The sequence below is a fragment of the Methanolinea sp. genome, from assembly GCA_016699325.1.
Taxonomy (GTDB): Archaea; Halobacteriota; Methanomicrobia; order Methanomicrobiales; family Methanospirillaceae; genus UBA9949.
The window spans coordinates 1,325,715-1,343,921 of sequence record CP064971.1 but is presented as its reverse complement, the minus strand read 5'-3'; the positions used below and the strand labels follow the sequence as shown (position 1 = coordinate 1,343,921).

Annotated in this window: 26 protein-coding genes and 1 pseudogene; 21 read left to right on the top strand and 6 right to left on the bottom strand. The window is 57.1% G+C overall.

What is annotated here, in order from left to right; genetic code table 11:
- Positions 1–44: 44 nt before the first annotated feature.
- The gene (locus tag IPI71_07080) at positions 45–890 is read right to left on the bottom strand and encodes a hypothetical protein (GenBank protein ID QQR70436.1); all 846 of its coding nucleotides are present in this window, start codon (positions 888–890) and stop codon (positions 45–47) included.
- Between the two features lie 122 nt (positions 891–1,012).
- On the opposite strand from IPI71_07080, the gene IPI71_07075 reads away from it, so the two are divergent.
- Entirely contained in the window at positions 1,013–2,176 is a 1,164-nt protein-coding gene (locus tag IPI71_07075; protein QQR71981.1) for an NDP-sugar synthase, read from the top strand.
- Positions 2,177–2,189: 13 nt separating this feature from the next.
- Here the strand turns inward: IPI71_07075 and IPI71_07070 are convergent, their stop codons facing one another.
- Together IPI71_07070 and IPI71_07065 are read right to left on the bottom strand one after the other, a co-directional pair.
- Positions 2,190–2,975, bottom strand: a complete 786-nt coding sequence (locus tag IPI71_07070) for a CBS domain-containing protein (GenBank protein QQR70435.1) — start codon at positions 2,973–2,975, stop codon at positions 2,190–2,192.
- Positions 2,976–3,038: 63 nt separating this feature from the next.
- The gene (locus tag IPI71_07065) at positions 3,039–3,509 is read right to left on the bottom strand and encodes an Hsp20/alpha crystallin family protein (protein QQR71980.1); all 471 of its coding nucleotides are present in this window, start codon (positions 3,507–3,509) and stop codon (positions 3,039–3,041) included.
- A gap of 137 nt (positions 3,510–3,646) precedes the next feature.
- Here IPI71_07065 and IPI71_07060 point away from each other — a divergent pair, with 137 nt between their 5' ends.
- Both IPI71_07060 and IPI71_07055 read left to right on the top strand, forming a co-directional pair.
- Positions 3,647–4,360: a hypothetical protein gene (locus IPI71_07060; protein QQR70434.1), complete on the top strand. Its 714-nt coding sequence runs from the start codon at positions 3,647–3,649 to the stop codon at positions 4,358–4,360.
- 43 nt (positions 4,361–4,403) lie between these two features.
- Positions 4,404–4,661, top strand: coding sequence for a thioredoxin family protein (locus IPI71_07055; protein ID QQR70433.1), 258 nt, complete (start codon positions 4,404–4,406; stop codon positions 4,659–4,661).
- Here the strand turns inward: IPI71_07055 and IPI71_07050 are convergent.
- Complete coding sequence (locus IPI71_07050; GenBank protein ID QQR70432.1) at positions 4,656–5,231, bottom strand: zinc ribbon domain-containing protein; 576 nt, start codon at positions 5,229–5,231, stop codon at positions 4,656–4,658. The two genes, IPI71_07055 and IPI71_07050, sit on opposite strands and share 6 nt — an antisense overlap.
- Before the next feature lie 120 nt (positions 5,232–5,351).
- Here IPI71_07050 and IPI71_07045 point away from each other — a divergent pair, with 120 nt between their 5' ends.
- On the top strand, positions 5,352–5,780 hold the full coding sequence (locus tag IPI71_07045; protein QQR70431.1) for a DUF371 domain-containing protein: 429 nt from the start codon (positions 5,352–5,354) through the stop codon (positions 5,778–5,780).
- A gap of 97 nt (positions 5,781–5,877) precedes the next feature.
- On the opposite strand, the gene xseB is transcribed toward IPI71_07045, so the two are convergent.
- A complete protein-coding gene (gene xseB, locus IPI71_07040) occupies positions 5,878–6,060 on the bottom strand; it encodes an exodeoxyribonuclease VII small subunit (protein QQR70430.1) in 183 nt (60 codons plus the stop codon).
- Entirely contained in the window at positions 6,044–7,300 is a 1,257-nt protein-coding gene (gene xseA, locus IPI71_07035) for an exodeoxyribonuclease VII large subunit (protein QQR70429.1), read from the bottom strand. Before xseA ends, xseB begins: the two co-directional genes overlap by 17 nt.
- 40 nt (positions 7,301–7,340) lie before the next feature.
- Between xseA and IPI71_07030 the strand changes: the two genes are divergently transcribed.
- From IPI71_07030 to IPI71_06950, 17 genes and pseudogenes are all read left to right on the top strand, one after another.
- The gene (locus tag IPI71_07030) at positions 7,341–8,162 is read left to right on the top strand and encodes a sugar phosphate isomerase/epimerase (GenBank protein QQR70428.1); all 822 of its coding nucleotides are present in this window, start codon (positions 7,341–7,343) and stop codon (positions 8,160–8,162) included.
- Between the two features lie 97 nt (positions 8,163–8,259).
- On the top strand, positions 8,260–9,540 hold the full coding sequence (locus tag IPI71_07025; GenBank protein ID QQR70427.1) for an HlyC/CorC family transporter: 1,281 nt from the start codon (positions 8,260–8,262) through the stop codon (positions 9,538–9,540).
- A 5-nt stretch (positions 9,541–9,545) separates the two neighbouring features.
- Positions 9,546–10,190, top strand: a complete 645-nt coding sequence (locus tag IPI71_07020) for a phosphoribosylglycinamide formyltransferase (protein ID QQR70426.1) — start codon at positions 9,546–9,548, stop codon at positions 10,188–10,190.
- 57 nt (positions 10,191–10,247) lie between these two features.
- Positions 10,248–10,571, top strand: coding sequence for a ribonuclease P (locus IPI71_07015; protein QQR70425.1), 324 nt, complete (start codon positions 10,248–10,250; stop codon positions 10,569–10,571).
- The gene (locus IPI71_07010) at positions 10,552–10,797 is read left to right on the top strand and encodes a YhbY family RNA-binding protein (GenBank protein ID QQR70424.1); all 246 of its coding nucleotides are present in this window, start codon (positions 10,552–10,554) and stop codon (positions 10,795–10,797) included. Before IPI71_07015 ends, IPI71_07010 begins: the two co-directional genes overlap by 20 nt.
- A gap of 109 nt (positions 10,798–10,906) precedes the next feature.
- On the top strand, positions 10,907–11,353 hold the full coding sequence (locus tag IPI71_07005; protein ID QQR70423.1) for a 30S ribosomal protein S19e: 447 nt from the start codon (positions 10,907–10,909) through the stop codon (positions 11,351–11,353).
- 14 nt (positions 11,354–11,367) lie between these two features.
- Positions 11,368–11,709 carry a DNA-binding protein gene (locus IPI71_07000; protein ID QQR70422.1) on the top strand — a complete coding sequence of 114 codons (342 nt, stop codon included), beginning with the start codon at positions 11,368–11,370 and terminating at the stop codon, positions 11,707–11,709.
- Positions 11,706–12,315 (top strand): annotated as a pseudogene (locus IPI71_06995) (alpha hydrolase). The gene IPI71_07000 and the pseudogene IPI71_06995 overlap by 4 nt, the downstream one beginning before the upstream one ends.
- Positions 12,308–12,460: a 50S ribosomal protein L39e gene (locus tag IPI71_06990; GenBank protein ID QQR70421.1), complete on the top strand. Its 153-nt coding sequence runs from the start codon at positions 12,308–12,310 to the stop codon at positions 12,458–12,460. The pseudogene IPI71_06995 and the gene IPI71_06990 overlap by 8 nt, the downstream one beginning before the upstream one ends.
- 1 nt (position 12,461) lies before the next feature.
- Positions 12,462–12,725 (top strand): 50S ribosomal protein L31e, encoded by a 264-nt coding sequence (locus IPI71_06985; protein ID QQR70420.1) that lies wholly within the window; start codon positions 12,462–12,464, stop codon positions 12,723–12,725.
- Positions 12,726–13,388: a translation initiation factor IF-6 gene (locus tag IPI71_06980; protein ID QQR70419.1), complete on the top strand. Its 663-nt coding sequence runs from the start codon at positions 12,726–12,728 to the stop codon at positions 13,386–13,388. It begins immediately after the preceding gene.
- Between the two features lie 5 nt (positions 13,389–13,393).
- Positions 13,394–13,585 carry a 50S ribosomal protein L18a gene (locus IPI71_06975; protein ID QQR70418.1) on the top strand — a complete coding sequence of 64 codons (192 nt, stop codon included), beginning with the start codon at positions 13,394–13,396 and terminating at the stop codon, positions 13,583–13,585.
- Positions 13,575–14,066, top strand: coding sequence for a prefoldin subunit alpha (gene pfdA, locus IPI71_06970; protein QQR70417.1), 492 nt, complete (start codon positions 13,575–13,577; stop codon positions 14,064–14,066). The genes IPI71_06975 and pfdA overlap by 11 nt, the downstream gene beginning before the upstream one ends.
- Positions 14,067–14,078: 12 nt before the next feature.
- The gene (gene ftsY / locus IPI71_06965; GenBank protein ID QQR70416.1) at positions 14,079–15,083 is read left to right on the top strand and encodes a signal recognition particle-docking protein FtsY; all 1,005 of its coding nucleotides are present in this window, start codon (positions 14,079–14,081) and stop codon (positions 15,081–15,083) included.
- Positions 15,083–16,402: a signal recognition particle protein gene (gene ffh, locus IPI71_06960; GenBank protein ID QQR70415.1), complete on the top strand. Its 1,320-nt coding sequence runs from the start codon at positions 15,083–15,085 to the stop codon at positions 16,400–16,402. Before ftsY ends, ffh begins: the two co-directional genes overlap by 1 nt.
- 4 nt (positions 16,403–16,406) lie before the next feature.
- A complete protein-coding gene (gene trmY, locus IPI71_06955) occupies positions 16,407–16,985 on the top strand; it encodes a tRNA (pseudouridine(54)-N(1))-methyltransferase TrmY (protein ID QQR70414.1) in 579 nt (192 codons plus the stop codon).
- Positions 16,976–18,205: a tRNA pseudouridine(54/55) synthase Pus10 gene (locus IPI71_06950; protein QQR70413.1), complete on the top strand. Its 1,230-nt coding sequence runs from the start codon at positions 16,976–16,978 to the stop codon at positions 18,203–18,205. Before trmY ends, IPI71_06950 begins: the two co-directional genes overlap by 10 nt.
- Positions 18,206–18,207: the final 2 nt, after the last annotated feature.

Sequence of the window (18,207 nt, the reverse complement as noted above, 5' to 3'; positions counted from 1 at the left end):
GTGGCGGGCTTCGGAAAATTTCCTCTATTGGAAAATGGATGATTTTAGCGTCCCATCTGTTCCTTGTAGGACGACAGGATCTGGATGATGAAGTTCTGGTGCTCATCGAGCATCTGGCCGTCGTCAGGAGAACAGAGGTAGGCTATCCCATAGGCAAGAACGATGGCATTATCAAGGACATAGTCGTCCCTGTTCATGATCTGGTCGGCGGGAATGATGATGGCCAGATACTGCTCCTCTCCGGGGCCAAAGGCAAGGGCCGAGTATGCCTTGACATCCGACTGGTCAAGTTTTACTGCCCGGTCCCGGATGATGGTCACTGCCTTTCGGGCTACCGCTATTGCACCTTCCCCGGAGAGCCGGGAAATGGCGGTTCCTGCACTCGCGACTACTTTTGGGTAGAGCTCGAACTTGTAGGACAGGACGACCGATGCAATACTGTGGGCAGTTTCGCGATCGATTCCCCGGAAGAACGGGGTGATACGGTGCAAATAATCATACAGGTACTTTTCCATGGGATCCTCTTCCTGTTCTTTGACTGGCGGGGTACTAAACCTTCTGTTCAGCCGGACAACGAGGACGGTTAGGCTGATACCAAACAGGAGCTGAAGGATGACCGTCGGTTTCATCTCCCATGTGGCAAAGAAGATGATGAACGCATACATGGGCGCCAGAAGGGAGACGATATCCTTTCGAGGCTTGCCCCAGGCAAGGTAGGCGAGGAGAAAGGCACCAACAAGGCATCCCCAGAAAAAGAGGCCGGCATCCTCAATGTATCCGAGGTCTTCGAGCAGGATGCCGAGCGCAGTTCCGCCGAAACAAAACATTGGGATAGCGATGGAGAGGACGATCTCCTCCCTGCTATACGACGTACGGGTCTGACCAGTCATGCTGAATGAGGTATGGATTAAGAAGAAATCGCATAAATCTTTTTCATTCCGATCCTGCTGCAACCGGTGTCGTCACCGTTAAAAGCCCAGCCGGACAACATTCCCGCATGAAGGTCTGCATCATGTGCGGGGGTGAGGGCACCCGGTTGCGCCCCCTCACCTTTGAGCGGCCAAAACCCTGCATCCCCATCGTTAACCGGCCGTCAATCCAGCACCTGGTCTCGCATCTCTCTGACCTCGGATTCACCGACGTGGTTATCACGCTAGGCTACCTTGGCGCTGCGATTGAGGAAGCACTTGGTGACGGATCCCTCTTTGGCGTGGAAATCACCTATGTCCATGAGAAAACCAAGCTTGGTACTGCCGGAAGCGTCCGGAACGCCCGTGAATTCCTTGACGGCCAGGATTTCCTGGTGGTTGGCGGGGACCACGTGACCGATATCGACCTGCTCGAATTCTACCGGGAGCACCGGAGGGAGCGGCCGATGGTGTCCATCGGTTTGATCAGTATCGACGATCCCTCCGAGTACGGCATCGCCGAGATCGATGTCAGCTACACGATCAGGAGGTTCAAAGAGAAGCCGGGTCCCGGCGAGATATTCAGCAACCTTGCCAGTACCGGCATCTATGTCTGCAGCCCGGATATCTTCTCGTTCATCCCGCCCGATACAAAGTTCGATTTCGCCCGCGACCTCTTCCCGCTGCTTATGGCAGAAGGTCACCGGCTCCAGGCCTGGCTTGCACGGGGCAACTGGACCGATGTCGGCAGCCCGGCGTCCCTGCGCCAGGCCCAGCGATGGAAGCTTGATGAGCTGTCATTTTCCAGTTTCATGGGGGACATCTCGATCACTGGTGGCCAGATCACCGGACCGGTGATGTTTGGAACTGCAGTTACCATCGGCAGGAACTGCCGGATCACCGGACCGGTGGCCATTGGATCAGGGACCAGCATCGAGAACGATGTCCTGATCGGGCCATATACAAGTATCGGCGAGAACTGCACCATCCGGAGCCGTGCAAAGATATTCTCCTCACACATCCATAACGGGGTCACCCTCGGCCGGGACAGCACGGCGAGCGGGAGCATCATCGACAATGGCACGAGAATCGGCGAATTCTGTTCTGTCGAGAACGATACGGTAATCGGCCCCCGGGTGGAGATAAGGGACCGGTCGGTGATTCACTCAAAGACCAGGATCTGGCCGGATGTTGTGGTTCCCAAGGAAAGCGTTGTCAGTGAACACCTCCTGAACGATAACTACGATACCCGGACTGCCGGCTCCTGAACTGGAAAGCCGGTCAGGACCGCTTGACCAGCCGGTGGGTGATTGCCACCAGCGGGTGGCGTGCATAATCAAGTACCTGGATATCGTCGAGACTGTGAAGGTTCATGGCTTTTGCCGTCCGTTCCAGGCCAAGTTCGATAGACTCGTTTACCTCGATCACATAGGAATCAAGCGCCTGTATGCCCAGTTTTTTCGCGGCAATCGCCCGGTGATGGCCGTCTACCAGGATGAGTCTTCCTGGGCGCCGGATCACGATCAACGGCTCGGCAAGCCCTTTCCTGATCTCGTAGATACGACCTTCGAGCTCATCTTCATAAATCCGTGACTGTGTGGGTATGAGCTGATCGATATCGACCACTTCGCGTTTAAGCTCGGGGTTTATCCCATGGAGCTTGTTCAGGGTGGCAATGAAGGAGAAGACTTTTTCAGGAGAGACATGCTCGATCTGGGACCGGATGACATCGGAATTGGAGATGATCCCGATCAGGCGGTTATCCTGGTCAACGACCGGGAGTTTCTGGATACCGGACCGGAAGATGACTCGTGCGGCATCGTTGATGCTCATATCGGGGTCGGCAACGATGAGGTGGCGCGACATCATATCCTTGACAGGGGTATCAGGAGGCCTGAAGAGGAAGTCCCGGGCGGCGATATATCCAACAACCTCTCTCCCTTTCACCACCGGAAATCCGTCGTGCCCGGAGTCCCGGATCTTGTCCATGACATCCCGGACCGTTCCATGGACATCAACCGTCACGACTTCATAGGTCATGTAGTCCCTGACCTTTTTTTTATCCATTGCATATCACGTCCGGTCCAGAAGCTCTTCAAGACATCGCAAAAAGAGGGGAGGTGATTGTTCCTAATCCACCTTGATGGATGATCCGCGCCGTATCTCGATCTTTTTCAGGCGGACTTCAAGGACGCCATTTTTGAAGGATGCTGTAGCGCCTGAATCGGTGACGTCATGGGGGAGGGCGACGGTACGGCAGAGTGAGCCGGAGACCCGCTCCCGCATATAGTAACCTTCCTCTTTTTCCTCCTTTTCAGCCTTTCGTTCCGATGAGATCTCGAGAGTTGACGGGTTGACCAGCGTGACGGTAACATCCTCTTTCTCGACCCCAGGGAGGTCAGCGACCACGATTATCTCATCATCATGCTCACGGACATCGACCCGGAATTCGCCGCGGAGTGCGGGCAACATACGATCGGCGATACCTCCGGCTGGGAGGAGCCTGCCGGACGGGCCCCAGAACCGGTTCTCCATCTCGGTCATGAGTTCATCGAAATCCCGCCATGTCCACCAGAACGGGTATCTTCTCCGATATACCATATCTTTCAAACCTCCAAGTACCACCTCATTGGGATGGACTATCTTTAGGTTAGTGTTTATGCTATATCAAGATTGTTATCACTCCTTCAAAGCCCTGAATGGAATGTTTATGTCCCAACACGGAGAATATACCGGGAATGACATCCAGGAAAAAGGGGAAGAATACTTCAGGTTCAAGGAAGCCGGGAAGCGGGCTCAACTGGACCAAGGCGGCCATGATCATCGGCGGCATCGCTTTCGTGGTGATTATGATTGTTTCCTCGCTTGGCAGCCACTGGCTGGTCGGGATGAAGCCGGCCGGAGATGGCGATGTCGCCTACTGCGATGTGACACTCAAGGACTCCGAAGGAAGAACGGTCTTTACCACCAGCGAGCGGATCTTCAATGCCGCGCTCGAGCAGGGTAGCATGGTCTGGCTTACCAACCCCATGATCATCGGCGTCAATGTTACGACCGATAACCTGGTGGAACCGGTCACTGCATATTTCCCGGGTGCTGACCAGGCCTCCTTTGCATTCCTCGGTCCCGAATACAACCAAGTCGCCGAAAGCCTGGTCGGGATGAAGGAAGGGCAGAGCAAGCGCTTCGCGTTTGAACAGAATACCGCGTTCCAGCGGGAGATGACCAGCGAGGAGTTTGCCGGGATCGGCGGTAACTTTTCCGAGATACAGGTAGGGGACCAGCTGATCTTCGGGTTCACCACCGCACCGATGATCAGTGCTGAGGACAATACCACCCCGGGCTATGCGCTCCGTACTGTTACCGTTACCAGCAAGACCGGGGATATTATTAACGTCATATACGGGTATTCTGCCGCTGATGTGACCATCCTCAAGCTATCCCGGGCTTAATAGATCAGAGTGTATTTATATCCCCATTTCCGTTTTTCTTTCTATGATTCGCATACTCTCATTCTTCCAGGAAGGATGCATGGCCTGCCACGAGCAGGAGCCGATCAACCGCGAAGTGGAGAAAGCGCTTTCCGTGCCTATCGAACCGCTCAATCCCCTGAAGGAACGGTCCTATATAGAGAAGTATTCCCTCCGCGTGACCCCCACGACGCTCATCCTCAAAGACGGGCAGGTGGTTGAGCGGTTCGAAGGAGTCGTCCATCGCGAGCAGCTCGAGGACGCAATTAAAAAATACTTATAGCTGGTATCCGTACATCCGCTTCAAACGCCGGGCAATCGCCTTCTGCCCTTCTTTCCGGAGCGTTGCGCCGTCCCGGAGCTTCATGTGCGCGATCCGGAACCTCCGGTTCCCCTGCCGGTACACCTCACCGACCACGAACGGTTCCTCGCCCGAGACCTCCAGCACGAGGGGGATGGTCTTTCTCCCGTCATGGACCGAGACCCTGACCAGCACCTCCTCGATCTTCCGGGTCCAGAGCGTGGTGATATCCTGCGCCCGGGCCCTACGCACCCGCTGAACTCCCCGATCAATGGCAGATATCTCCACCCCGATGTAGTCTTCCCCGCACTCCGCAATGTGGCGGTCGCCGATCCCGCAGATCTCACCGTGCACAAGCTCGATAGCGCAGGTCCGGGAAACCCTCTCTTCACTGACGATGGCCTTGACCCGGATCGGAGGCTTCTCCTTCGCAGGTTCGACCAGGTGGACGTTCCCGCACACGTCACATCTGACCCGCAGTTGCCGTGCGTTCGAGAGTATCGTATGCTCAACATCGCGCCCGCACTCCGGGCAATAGAGGAATCTTTCCATCACCGCAACCTGGTTACAGGTGATTCGTTCTCTGATATGATGATTGGGGCTACGAATGCTGGTTATAGGGAGCGCTGGAGTTATCTTCTTTCCTGACGCCATATGTTATCTGAACCGGCAATGCGAGAGACTCGTGCAACAATACGGTGCCGGGGACACTCAAACGTGACTGCCCGGCATCCGACAACATTCGAAATAACCTGTGAGGGGCACCTCTCCTGCAGGGGGGACTGCATCATCGGGATCGGTGCCGAGACGGGTGCATCCGGCCTCCCGCCCGCCTTCGCCCAAACCCTTGCCAACGATGGCGCGGTCCTGATCACCCGCCTCTGCTGCAGGGAGTACTGCGTCACGATTACGTCTCAGGGGAGCGGGGCTATAACTCTTGACCACCCGACCGACCTCGTCTGGCGCAAGAGCAGTTACGTCTGCGGGAGAACGGTCGGCATCCGCTCCGATACAGCAGCCCAGGACTTGCCAAGGGGGCTCATAGAATATCTGCAGGACGGGGCGGACCTGGTAGTGGAGATGACTGCCCGGTTAACGTGACCTGTCACTTTCGTTCGTGGCCGTTGCCACCGTCCCGTTACCGGAGGGGTGCCGGGAACCATGATCACGCCACCGCACCTGGCCGCCATGTGGTTGTTCAGTCGCGTCCCAGCATGGATATCTTGAGTTCGGCCGATGCGAGGAGCTCCTCGCACTGGTTGATGATAAGCGCTCCCCGCTCATAGAGAGCAATACTCTCATCAAGGCCGGTCTCGTTGTCCTCGATCTTCCTTATGATCTCTTTCAGCTCGCTGATCAGCTCTTCATAGGTTTTTGTCATGTGTTACTCCCCGCACCTGTACCTCAAGCCTGCCGTCTCTCATCCGTATCCCAAGGATATCGCCCCCGGATAACCCGTGCACGCTCCGGACTGTCTTTCCTTCTTTTTCAAGGATGCAGTAGCCGCGTTCCAGCAGGGCGAGGGGATTTCTTCCCGAGAGCCGGGCTGAGAGCCCGGACAGGATGAGTTGCTCACGTTCAATCCTGGTCAGGGCCGTCCGCGCGAGGCGTTCGGCCATCATGGCGCAGTCCTGGCGCCGATCGGCGATCCACCGTTCCATCCGGCCGGGGGCGATTCGTGAACGGAGATCGGAGATCTCCCTGACAGCCTGGTCGAGCCGCGAGACAAGGGACGAACCCAGGCGTTTCCGGAACAGCCCGAGCCCCTCCATGAGGGCCGCCCGGTCCTGCACCACCAGCTCTGCAGCAGCGGACGGGGTTGGAGCCCGGACATCGGCAGCAAAATCGGCGAGAGTGAAATCGGTCTCGTGGCCGATAGCGCTCACCACGGGTGTCGTGCAGCAGGCGATTGCCCGGACAACAAGGGGATGGCTGAAGGGGAAGAGATCCTCGAAACTCCCGCCGCCCCGCCCGATGATGATTACATCGACATGGCCGTCAATTTTTTCCAGGGCACGGGCGATTTCAAGGTGCGCATGATCACCCTGTACCGCTGTCGGAGAAACCACAATCTCAAGTGGGAACCGTCGCGCTATCACATTCCTGATATCCTGGAGCACGGCACCGGTCTCCGAAGTCACCACACCGATACGGGCGGGAAAGCGGGGCAGCTCTTTCTTCCGACCTGCATCAAAAATCCCCTCCGCCGCAAGCTCGGCTTTCCATTTTTCGACCAGGAGGTGTTTCTCACCTTCCCCGGCATGGCGAAGGTCGCGGGCGTAGAACTGGTACCGCCCCTGTGGTGCATAGTGGCCGATTGAGCCAAAGGCGATAACATCGATACCGTCCTTCAGCGGGAAACCGAGCCGTTCTGCATCGGATCGCCACATCACGCACTGGATGAGGGCGGAAGTGCCTGCGTCCTTCCGCTCACCGAGCGAAAAGTAGCGGTGGCCGGAGGCATGGGGCTTGAAATTGGTGACCTCGCCCCGTATCCAGATATCCTGCAGCCGGCCGTCATCGAGAACAGAGGATATGATCGATGAGATCTCCGAGACACGGTAGATCTCGATGCCGTGCTCCCTCCGTTCCTGGCTGATTCGCTGCTGGTACCATTCCATGCAACAACAATTATGACGGGGGCAGTTATGAATTAGGATCATGGTACGGCTTGCAGTCTCGAGCATGTTCTTTCACGAGTACCCGCTCGGCGAGATATTCGATTTTGTGGCCGAGGCGGGGCTGGATACACTCGAATTCTGGATTGAGACACCCCATTTCTGGCTCCGGGAGCAGCCGGTCGACGAACTTACCAACTGCATGCAGGCCCATCCCGGTTTTTCACCTCTTGTCATACACGCACCTGTTCTTGATCTCAACCCCTGCTCGATCAACCCCAGGGTGGCCGAGGTATCAGTGCGGTATACCCTTGCCGCAGTGGAGATGGCCGAGCTGGTCGGTGCCGATGTGCTTACCGTGCATCCCGGCAGGCGCACGGCAAAGCGGCAGCCAAGTGCTCCCGATTTCCGGAGGTTCGAATACTATATCAGGAGCCTCCGTGGTGCCGTGCAGGGAAAACGGGTCAGGATTGCCATCGAGAATATGGAGCGGAAGGTCAATTCTCTCCTCTGCTCACCGGAAATGGTCCGGGAGGTCCTCGACCGGGAACCCTGGCTCTGGTTCACCCTCGATGTCTCCCATGCCCTGGGACAATCGGTGGAGGAGGTCTTCTCCTACATCGACCTCTGCAGCGACCGGCTGGCAACCGTGCACCTGGGAAACGCACGTGGGACAACCATGCACCTCCCGGTCAGCGGGAGTCATCGGATCGCCGCAGTCCTTCACCGGCTTGACGATGCCGGCTTTTCCGGCACCATTACTCTTGAAATCGAAGACCTGAACTTCGACCATGACCTCTCGCCCGAAGAAAAGATCCTTTTTCTCCGGGAACAGGCAGCATACATCCGCTCGCTCGTTTCGTGAAACGCTGGGTTTATAAAACGTGAACGCGAAACGTTAGGTGAATCCCTCGGAATATGAACCATAGAGCATCATCGGCCGTTACTGCGGCGTGGATCCAATGATTGAGGATTTTCTGCTGCTCCTGCTCTTCATTGTCTGCCTTGCTCTCTCCGCATTCTTCTCAAGCTCTGAAGTCGCCCTGATCTCGATTACCCGGGCCAAGGTGCGAACCCTCATAAACGAAGGTAAGAAAGGATCTGAATCGCTGGCGGCCCTCAAGGAGACGCCCAACAGGTTCCTGATTGCCATCCTCATTGGCAACAATATCGTAAACGTTGCTGCAGCAGCGATCGCCACGGCAGTAACCATCAGCATTTTTGGCAGTGTCGGAGTCGGTATTGCTACCGGTTTCGTGGTCATCCTACTCCTCATCTTCGGAGAGATTGGCCCGAAGACCTATGCAGCGAGGCATACTGAGAGACTTGCACTGTCGGTCTCAAAACCGGTACTCATCCTCACCAGGATTTTTTCACCAATAATATGGATTATCGAAAAGGTCACCGGACACTTTGGCACGACCGCCGCGGTGGGGGAGGCCCTGGTGACCGAAGAGGAGATCAAGGAATGGATCGAGGTTGGTAAGGAAGAAGGGACAATCGAGCAGGAAGAGCGGGAGATGCTTTACTCGGTTCTTGAGTTCAGTGATACACTCACCCGGGAGATCATGACCCCCCGTGTCGATGTGGCACTGATCGAGGATACAAAAACCCTCGATGAGGCAATGCAGTTCTTCAACGAGATGGGGTTCTCCCGGATCCCGGTTTTCCACGACTCGGTCGACAATATCATAGGGATCCTTAACATCAAGGATGTCTTTTCAACTGTCTTCTCCGGGAAGCGGCAGACTCCCATCAGGGACCTGATGTACGATCCCTTCTTTGTCCCGGAGACCAAGAAAATCGACGATCTGCTCAAGGAACTGCAGGTCAGGAAGGTCCAGATCGCCATTGTTCTCGATGAGTACGGCAGCTTTGTCGGGATCGTAACCGTCGAGGATATCCTCGAGGAACTGGTCGGTGATATCCTTGACGAGTTCGACCACGAGGAACCGGTGATCCAGAAGATGGGCGAAGGAACCTATCTCGTGGACGCAAAGATCTGGGTGGAGGATCTCAACGAAGCGCTCAACATCAACCTCCCGGTCCATGAATCCTATGAGACTATCGGAGGCCTGCTCATCGATCGCCTCGGGCACATCCCTCACCCCGGAGAAAGCGCCCACATCCCCGAGAGCCACGTATCGCTGGTTGTCATGCAGATGCTCTCCCGGCGAATCGTCAAGATCAAGCTGATCCTGCACACCCCGGCCGAACCATCCGAGAATCGCGGTGAACGGTGAACCAGATGAAGCGGATTGCAGTCTTGGCATCGGGACGGGGATCGAACTTTCAGGCGGTTATCGATGCCATGGCGGACAACACGCTCCCGGCACGCTGCTGCGGGCTTGTCACCGACAACCCGTCAGCCTATGCCATTGTCCGGGCAAACGAGGCCGGCATTCCGGTATTCATTGTTGATTTTGCAGCCTATCCCTCGAAAGAGAGCTACGAACGGGCTCTGCTCGAGGTCCTGAAGGATCTCTCGGCCGACTTGTATATTCTCGCCGGGTACATGCGGATCGTCGGGCCTTTAATAATTCAGGAACTGAGAGGGAAAATGATCAACATCCACCCCGCTCTCCTCCCCAGTTTTCCCGGCCTTCATGCCCAGCGGCAGGCAATCGAGTACGGGGTCAAAATATCAGGATGTACCGTCCACATTGTTGACGAAGGGATGGATACCGGCCCCATCATCCTTCAGGCTGCAGTCCCTGTCCTTGAGGGAGACGATGAAGACCGGCTCGCAGGCCGGATTCTCCAGGAGGAGCATCGGTGTCTTCCTCTTGCCGCCCGGCTCTTCTGCGAAGGGAAGCTGGAGATCCGCGGCCGGCGCGTCGTCATCCACCCGGAACAGGAAAAAACCCCCCGGAACAGCGGGGAGATCCTCTAACCGCCCGCTATATCACCCCGGAACGCAAATACTCTGGAGCGACAGCCAGGTGAGCATATGCGTTCCCCGTCACCCCACGCCAGGAAGATCACACGGGAGAGGATTGCAATCCTCTTTGTCCGGGCGCGTGAATTCTTCGATGAATATCCTGCAGCCAGCCACCGCTGTGTCGCCCTGGCCAGAAGAATCGCCATGCGGCAGAGGGTGCGGATTGATCGGGAATTCAGGCGCCAGTTCTGCCGCCACTGCCATGCATTCCTGGTCGTGGGGAGGAACATGCGGGTGCGAATTCACCGTGGCAAGGTGATCGTCACCTGCCGGGAGTGCGGGAGACAGATGCGGTATCCTCTGGAGGTGCGACATGGAACGCGTAAAATATGAGCATGCCATGCAGGATCTCCGCCCGACAGTCTGGATCGGGAAACAGGGATGCAGCCAGACGGTGGTCGATGAGATTATCCATCAACTCGAGCGGCGGAAGTTGGTGAAGGTGAAGGTCCTTCCTGGCGTCGAGATCGATATCGGGGACGTGGCTGCCCGGACCTGTTCCGACCTGATCGGAATCCGCGGCAGGACATTCGTGCTTGCCCACCGGCAGAAACCATGAACCGGGCAGCGTTTTCCTGCGGCGGCGGAATGCTCGAAATATATAAAAGTATTATGAACCAATATGTAAAGACTGTTACATCATTTCGATGACACTGAGGTAATAGAGGATGACAACGGTATATGATATCCCGGCCGATCGCTTTATCCCGGCCCTTGCCGAGGAGCTGAAAAAGCGGCCGGAGATACGGCCCCCCGACTGGGCTATGTTTGCAAAGACCGGGGTGCACAAAGAGATGCCTCCGGAAGACCCCGCGTGGTGGTTTACACGGGTCGCATCGATCCTGCGCCGGGTATACATCGACGGACCAATCGGCGTTGAGCGGATGAGGACTTTCTACGGCGGCAGGATGGACCGCGGCTCAAAACCCAACAAGTTCCGGAAAGGAAGCGGCTCTATCCTTCGCAAGTCGCTCCAGCAACTCGAAGCTGCGGGACTGGTTGTCCATGACAAGACCGGGCGGAAAGTCTCTGCCCAGGGAATGTCTTTCATGGACAATCTTGCCCATACGATCGTTTCCAGGAGCGCACCGGTCCCGGCAGGACAAACCGGCTGAACGAGGTATGGTCAATGGGTGACGACGAGCTTGCTGAACTGCGGAGGAGACGCATTGCGCAGATGCAACAGCAGGCAGCGGAACAGCAACAGATGCAGGAGGAGATCGAGCGGCAGAAACAGGCCGAAGCCCAGATCCACTTGATCCTCATGCAGATCCTCGAGCCCGAAGCACGGGAACGGCTCAATACCATCAAGCTCACCAAACCGGAATTTGTCCGGGCGGTTGAACAGCAGCTCGTCCTCCTGGCCCAGAGCGGCCGTTTGAGAGAGAAGATAACCGACGATCAGCTGAAGACCCTGCTCACGCAGCTCCAGCCGGCGAAACGGGATTTCACAATAAGAAGAAAAGGATGAAGGCCGGGGTGCTGTTCAGCGGAGGGAAAGACAGTGCGCTTGCGGCCGTGCTGCTTTCCCGCGACTTCGAGGTTGAGCTGAATACCTTTGTCTTTTCTGCCGGACAGGATTCTGCATCCGCCAGGAAGGCGGCGGATATCCTGGGATTTCCATGGAAGAAACGGATTTTTGAACAAGGGTTCCTGGAAAGAATTGCAAACATGGTGGTTGCCTGCGGTTACCCAAACGAGGCCATCCTTGAAGTACCGCCATGCGCTTACCATGCTCTGCCGGGAATATTCGGTCGTTGCCGATGGTACCAGGCTGGATGACCAGGTGCCAGTCCTCTCCCGTGACGAAGTCCGGAGCCTGCAGGACCGGATCGGCTGTGCCTATGTCCGGCCGCTCCTGGGATATGGCTGGCACGAGGTGAACCGGCTCGCAGAACGGTATTTCGTGACTGCTACTGGCGAGACCGGCGAAATCGAAAGCAGCGACTATGAACGATGGATACGGGAGGCACTCCGGGACCGGGGTCTTGATATCCTTTCGTTCTTTCCCCCGGGTCACCGGCAGTCGGTTGTGCTGGAAAGAGGTCCCGGGTTTGGGGTGAATGCATATGAGTAAGTCCACCAAAGGATTCAAAATGAGACTGGCAAAGGCATGTGAACAGAACAGGAGGGTTCCGCAATGGGTGATCCTGCGCACGAAGCGGCAGGTTGTCTCCCATCCCAGGCGCCGTCATTGGAGAAGGAGCAATCTGAAGGTGTGAAATGGCAGAGATTGAAAACGAACAGATCTACATCATCGCTCTCCGGGACGCAAGGAAAGCGCCGCGGTGGAAGAGGAGCAACACCGCGATAAGGGATATCCGGAAGTACCTTTCAAAGCATATGAAGAGCACGGATGTGAAGCTCGACCGCACCATCAACGAGAAGGTATGGGATCGGGGATCTGGGAATCCACCCTCGCGTATCCGCGTCCGGGCCATGAAGTTCGCCGACGGACAGGTCCAGGCAGAACTTGCCGAGGAATAAATGGAGAAGACGATCTCGTTTGGCGGGGATGCAAATATCGGCGTGTTCTCACGGGTATTTGACGACATCGCCGTTGTTCCCCCGACCGCCCCTGAAGAGTTCCGGAGTGCACTCACCGATGTCCTAGACGTGGACCTGGTGATCACGACCATCCAGGGGAGCGAGATCATCGGGTCGCTCCTGGGCGGCAATAACCGCGGTTTCGTGGTGAGCGGCCTTGCCAGCGAAGATGAAATCTCCCTCCTGCGTGACTACCGGGAAGTATGCCTTCTGGAAAAAGGGATGAATGCCGCGGGAAACATTATCCTTGCCAACGACTCGCTGGCCTGTATCCATCCTGACATGCCTACGGTGGTAGCGCAGGAAATCGGGGAACTGCTAAGGACACCGGTCATCCGGATTTCGCTGGCTGGCATCAAGACGGTTGGAATGGCCGGAGCTGCCACCAACCAGGGAATCCTGGTGCATCCCCGGACAACGCGGCAGGAGCTTGCGCAGCTTGAAGGGGTTACCGACCTCCCCATCGGGGTAGGTTCGGTGAACATGGGAAGCGGCCTTGTCGGCACCGGCCTTGTCGCCAACCGGGCAGGATACCTTGCAGGTACTGAAACGAGTGGGTTTGAGCTCGGAAGAATTGAGGATGTATTTGGATTTCTGGAGTGAAAAGTATGCAAGACAGACAGTTCGAAGTGAAAGGGACCTTCGCCATTGGCGGCGAGTGGCACCCGTATACCAAGATTATCAAAGCGCCGAACGAAGCCCAGGCACGGGAGCGTACATTTGCCATCTTTGGGAGCAAGCACCGGTTGAAACGCAGGTATATTATTGTGAGTACGATCACGCCCCTGAATGGTGAGTAGGGTGGACCGAGTCGATCCTCGGGAGATCCAGTCCCTACAGCTCTACCTGAACGAGTATCGCCAGCAGGCAGAGATCTTCTCCCAGCAGCTCGCGCTTCTCGAAGACGGCAGGATGGAATCCCTGGCTGCGATCGAGACCCTGCAAGCCCTCTCCGCATCACCGGATAGCACGGTCCTCCTCCAGATCGGCGGCGGAGCCAGCGTGAGGGTGAAAGTCCCTGAGCCGGACCGGATCCTGGTCAATATCGGCGCTGAAGTGGTGGTCGAGAAACAGAATGCAGCGGCCCAGGAGTACCTGAAAGACCGGGTCATGGAGATGGAGGCTTCGTCAAAGAAAGTTGCTGAAACCCTGGAACGCATCCGGGGCCAGGTGAACGAGATCGCAAAACGAATCGATCTCGCGTACCAGCAGGCGCAGGCCCAAGCCTCCCCCCTGCCGCCGGTTTCTCAGAAGAGACCCACGAAGAGAGAAGAAGACTGACGGATTCTTTATATGTTTGAAGGGCTCCGTGAAAAGCTGAAGAAGGTAACCTCCGGACTTGAAAAGAATATAGCTACCGCTTCAGCGGAGCATTCTCCTGTTCCTGCTGACCAGGAGAAGAAAGATACGTCCCTCCTTGGTAAGGTCAGGGTGCTGGTCGTCGAGCGGGAGTTTGTCATCTCCGAGAAGGAAATCGAAGAACCGCTCTCCGAACTCGAGATGATCCTGCTCGAGAACGATGTTGCACTTCCGGTTGCCGAAGCGATCATCGCGCATGTCCGGGACGACCTGACCGGAAAACATAGAAAGATTGGGGAGGGAATCGACACCATAGTCCTCTCGGCCCTGCGATCGGCTCTCCTGGACGTCCTTGGGGAAGGCCTCGATCTCGTCTCGTATATTGCTGCCCATGAACGGCCGGTGAAGATCCTGTTTACCGGGGTAAATGGGACGGGAAAGACCACTACCGTGGCAAAGATCGGCGCATTCCTTAAAAAACAGGGTTTTTCGGTGGTTATCGGGGCCGGGGATACCTTCCGGGCCGGGGCGATCGAGCAGATCGATGTCCATGCCGCCCGGCTCGGGATAAGGATTATCCAGCACCAGCAGGGAGCCGATCCATCAGCCGTCCTTTTCGATGCCGTCCAGCATGCCCAGGCACACCATATCGATGTGGTGCTCGCAGACACCGCCGGCAGGTTTCATAACCGGGCGAACCTGATGAACCAGCTAGAGAAAATCCGTCGCATTATGAAACCAGACCTGATCGTATACGTGGACGAAGCGGTGGCCGGGAACGATGCGGTGGTCCGGGCCTACGAGTTCGAAAAGTCTGTGGGCGCCGATGCCGTGGTGCTGACCAAGGTTGACATGGATCCCCGGGGCGGGGCGGCGATCTCGATTGCCCATACCATTGGAAAACCCCTGATGTTTCTCGGCACAGGCCAGGGGTATGACGATATCGTCCCGTTCTCACCGGGCAGGATGGTCGATGAACTTCTCTCGGAGGCGGCCTGATGCTCGACCGGCTGGGAAGCTCACTCAAGGATGCCCTCAAGAAGCTCGCCGGAAAGACGGTTGTCGACCGTGCCGCAGTCGAGGATCTGGTAAAGGACCTGCAGCGGGCCTTGATCCAGGCTGATGTGAACGTCAGACTGGTGATGCAGCTCTCCCAGGCTATCAAGACCCGTGCCCTCGAAGAAGAACCACCAAAGGGCATGGGTGTCCGGGAGCATGTGCTCCGTATCGTGTACCAGGAACTGGTTAAGCTGATGGGGTCTGCCGGAGAGGTGACACTCGGCTCACAGACCATCCTTATGGCCGGGCTCCAGGGGAGCGGTAAGACCACTACCACGGCAAAACTTGCCCGGTTTTTTCAGCGGAAAGGATTGAAAACGGCCGTAATCTGCGCCGATACGTTCCGCCCCGGCGCCTATGACCAGCTTTCCACGCTCTGCTCGCGGATCAATATCCCATGTTTTGGAAACCCCTTGGAGAAAGATGCCGGGGTCATTGTGCGCGACGGGCTGAAATCTGCCGGCTCCGCCGAGGTCATCATTATCGACACCCAGGGGAGGCATGCCCTGGAAGATGACCTCATCCAGGAGATCATCGACCTCAACACCCTGGCCGGCGCGACCCACCGGTGGCTGGTCCTTGATGCAGCCATCGGGCAGAAGGCAAGTGAGCAAGCCCGCCGGTTCCACGAAGCGATCAACATTGACGGGGTCATCATCACAAAGATGGACGGGACGGCCAAGGGGGGTGGAGCGCTCTCTGCTGTCACGGAGACCGGTTCCGGGATCGTCTTCATCGGCAGCGGCGAGACCATCGAGGATCTCGAGAGGTTCGATCCCGATGGGTTTATATCCCGTCTCCTCGGGATGGGGGACCTAAGGGCTCTGATTGAGCGGGCACAGGAATCGGTTGCCGAAAGCGAGATCGATGTCAATGCCATGATGCGGGGCAAGTTCTCGCTTCGGGATATGTATAAGCAGCTTGAAGCGGTCAACCGCATGGGCCCTCTCAAGCAGATCATGAGCATGATGCCGCTTGGGAACATCGATCTTCCCGGCGATGCTGCCGAGATGACCAGCGCCAAATTGTTGCGCTTCCGGATCATCATGGACTCCATGACCGGCAGGGAGCTCGATGAACCTTCTCTTATAGGGGGCTCCCGGATCCACCGGATAGCGCTCGGCTCGGGCTCGCGTCCTGAAGAGGTCCGGGAACTGCTCAAATATTATAAGAACATGAAACGGGCTCTCAAAGGGGTGCGGGGCGGTGCCGGGAAGTTCAACATGCAACGCCTCATGAAGAGATTCGGCGGGATGTAGCCGGATGAAACGGATCTGCGTGATTGGCCACCACGCCCCAAGCTCAAGCGATTTCTCAGTGAACGACCTGGCCGGCGGGGCAGGGAGGCTGGATATCCTTTGCCGGTGTCTTGGTTCCGCGTTCTTTCTCTCCCATGGGATCAGGCGTGACATCGAGGTCTTTCTCGTCCTGCTCGGTCCCCCCAGGCCTCCGGTCACCATCCGGTTTTCCGGAGCGGAGATACGGTCTTTCAACCCTGACGAGCGGAGCACCGGTTCGCTGATCAAGAAGGCCCTCTCCATCCCCCGGGGCGACACCTTCCGCGAATCAGGTCCGGGCGTGGCGGTACGGAAAGGGGGGCTCGCAAAGCTCCTTACCGAACACCCCTTTGCGGTGCTTAACGAAAACGGCGCCGATATCCGGCAGACCGCGATGCTTCCCGGAAATGTCATCCTCTCCGATCACCTGAACCTTACCGCCGAAGAGGAAGAGATGGTCTCCGGTTGCCCGGCCTACTCGGTCGGCCCGCTCTCGCTTCATGCGAATGCTGCGATAACCCTTCTGCTCAACGAGCATGACAGGAGGAGTGCCGGGTGGACCTGACGGAACTGACAGGAGCAATCCTGGCCTATGGGGAGATCTGCGATCACTGCCTGGGGAGGATGTTCGGGAAGAGGTCATTCTCTCTAACCAATGACAACCGCGGGGTGGCCCTCAGAATCACCTACTTTATCGCCCGAAACGAGCCTTACACGCCGCATGAGGGTACATGCTGGATCTGCCAGGGGTTCTTTGAGGAGATCGGCGTGTGGGCGGACCGGGTTGTGACGGCAATCAACGATACCGAGTTTTCGACCTTTCTTATCGGAACCCGGATCCCGCCCCTCATGGCCGAGGCCGAAGAGATGGTCTGGAGCGACCTCTCCCTCACGCATGCGGAACCAATCAAGTCCGAGATCAACCGCGAGGTGGGAAAAGCGGTCGCCCTGCGGACCGGGAAGGAGGCAGATCTCTTGCACCCGGATGTGGTGGCAATTCTTGACCCTCTCTCTGGGACTGTAGAGGTGCAGGTCAAACCCGTGTTCTTTTCCGGAAGATACAGGAAGCTCGAGCGCGGGATTCCCCAGACACACTGGGACTGCCGGGTCTGCCGGGGGAATGGGTGTGAGCGGTGCGGGTTTACCGGCAAGCAGTATCCTGATTCGGTAGAGGAGCTGATGGGAAGGCCGGTCATCGATCTGTTCAAAGCCGAGGGGGCGGTCCTGCATGGGGCAGGCCGGGAGGATATCGATGCCAGGATGATCGGGACCGGCCGGCCGTTCGTCATGGAGGTCGTCACACCGCGCACGCGGACTGTCGATCTCCGGACCGTTGAGCAGGCCATCAATACACAGGCGGCAGGCAGAGTTGAAGTGTCCCTCACGGGCTGGTCACGGCGGGAAGACGTGGAAACCATTAAATCAGACAAAGCGTATAAAAAATACAGGATCCTGGTCGAGATAGACGGCCTGTTATCCCTCTCCGAGCTCAAATCCGCCGTTGCATCCCTGAAAGGGGTCACAATAGAGCAGCGCACCCCGCAGCGGGTGTCCCACCGGAGAGCCGATAAAATTCGGGAACGGAAGGTTCTCGACATCGAAGCGGTCGGTGAGGGAAAAGACGGCTTCGTCATTGAGGTCACCGGTGAAGCAGGCCTCTACATCAAGGAGCTTATTTCCGGAGATTCCGGGAGGACCCGGCCGAGCCTCGCCGGGGTTCTCAACCGACCTGCCCGGGTGACAGAGCTCGATGTCATTGCAGTACGTGGCAGCGAAGAGGAGTGAAG

Coding starts and splice junctions, on each gene's coding strand:
- IPI71_07080 (QQR70436.1), bottom strand. CDS start 890: ATGACTGGTCAGACCCGTACGTCGTATAGCAGGGAGGAGATCGTCCTC.
- IPI71_07075 (QQR71981.1), top strand. CDS start 1,013: ATGTGCGGGGGTGAGGGCACCCGGTTGCGCCCCCTCACCTTTGAGCGG.
- IPI71_07070 (QQR70435.1), bottom strand. CDS start 2,975: ATGGATAAAAAAAAGGTCAGGGACTACATGACCTATGAAGTCGTGACG.
- IPI71_07065 (QQR71980.1), bottom strand. CDS start 3,509: ATGGTATATCGGAGAAGATACCCGTTCTGGTGGACATGGCGGGATTTC.
- IPI71_07060 (QQR70434.1), top strand. CDS start 3,647: ATGACATCCAGGAAAAAGGGGAAGAATACTTCAGGTTCAAGGAAGCCG.
- IPI71_07055 (QQR70433.1), top strand. CDS start 4,404: ATGATTCGCATACTCTCATTCTTCCAGGAAGGATGCATGGCCTGCCAC.
- IPI71_07050 (QQR70432.1), bottom strand. CDS start 5,231: ATGGAAAGATTCCTCTATTGCCCGGAGTGCGGGCGCGATGTTGAGCAT.
- IPI71_07045 (QQR70431.1), top strand. CDS start 5,352: ATGCGAGAGACTCGTGCAACAATACGGTGCCGGGGACACTCAAACGTG.
- xseB (QQR70430.1), bottom strand. CDS start 6,060: ATGACAAAAACCTATGAAGAGCTGATCAGCGAGCTGAAAGAGATCATA.
- xseA (QQR70429.1), bottom strand. CDS start 7,300: ATGGAATGGTACCAGCAGCGAATCAGCCAGGAACGGAGGGAGCACGGC.
- IPI71_07030 (QQR70428.1), top strand. CDS start 7,341: ATGGTACGGCTTGCAGTCTCGAGCATGTTCTTTCACGAGTACCCGCTC.
- IPI71_07025 (QQR70427.1), top strand. CDS start 8,260: ATGATTGAGGATTTTCTGCTGCTCCTGCTCTTCATTGTCTGCCTTGCT.
- IPI71_07020 (QQR70426.1), top strand. CDS start 9,546: ATGAAGCGGATTGCAGTCTTGGCATCGGGACGGGGATCGAACTTTCAG.
- IPI71_07015 (QQR70425.1), top strand. CDS start 10,248: ATGCGTTCCCCGTCACCCCACGCCAGGAAGATCACACGGGAGAGGATT.
- IPI71_07010 (QQR70424.1), top strand. CDS start 10,552: ATGGAACGCGTAAAATATGAGCATGCCATGCAGGATCTCCGCCCGACA.
- IPI71_07005 (QQR70423.1), top strand. CDS start 10,907: ATGACAACGGTATATGATATCCCGGCCGATCGCTTTATCCCGGCCCTT.
- IPI71_07000 (QQR70422.1), top strand. CDS start 11,368: ATGGGTGACGACGAGCTTGCTGAACTGCGGAGGAGACGCATTGCGCAG.
- IPI71_06990 (QQR70421.1), top strand. CDS start 12,308: ATGAGTAAGTCCACCAAAGGATTCAAAATGAGACTGGCAAAGGCATGT.
- IPI71_06985 (QQR70420.1), top strand. CDS start 12,462: ATGGCAGAGATTGAAAACGAACAGATCTACATCATCGCTCTCCGGGAC.
- IPI71_06980 (QQR70419.1), top strand. CDS start 12,726: ATGGAGAAGACGATCTCGTTTGGCGGGGATGCAAATATCGGCGTGTTC.
- IPI71_06975 (QQR70418.1), top strand. CDS start 13,394: ATGCAAGACAGACAGTTCGAAGTGAAAGGGACCTTCGCCATTGGCGGC.
- pfdA (QQR70417.1), top strand. CDS start 13,575: ATGGTGAGTAGGGTGGACCGAGTCGATCCTCGGGAGATCCAGTCCCTA.
- ftsY (QQR70416.1), top strand. CDS start 14,079: ATGTTTGAAGGGCTCCGTGAAAAGCTGAAGAAGGTAACCTCCGGACTT.
- ffh (QQR70415.1), top strand. CDS start 15,083: ATGCTCGACCGGCTGGGAAGCTCACTCAAGGATGCCCTCAAGAAGCTC.
- trmY (QQR70414.1), top strand. CDS start 16,407: ATGAAACGGATCTGCGTGATTGGCCACCACGCCCCAAGCTCAAGCGAT.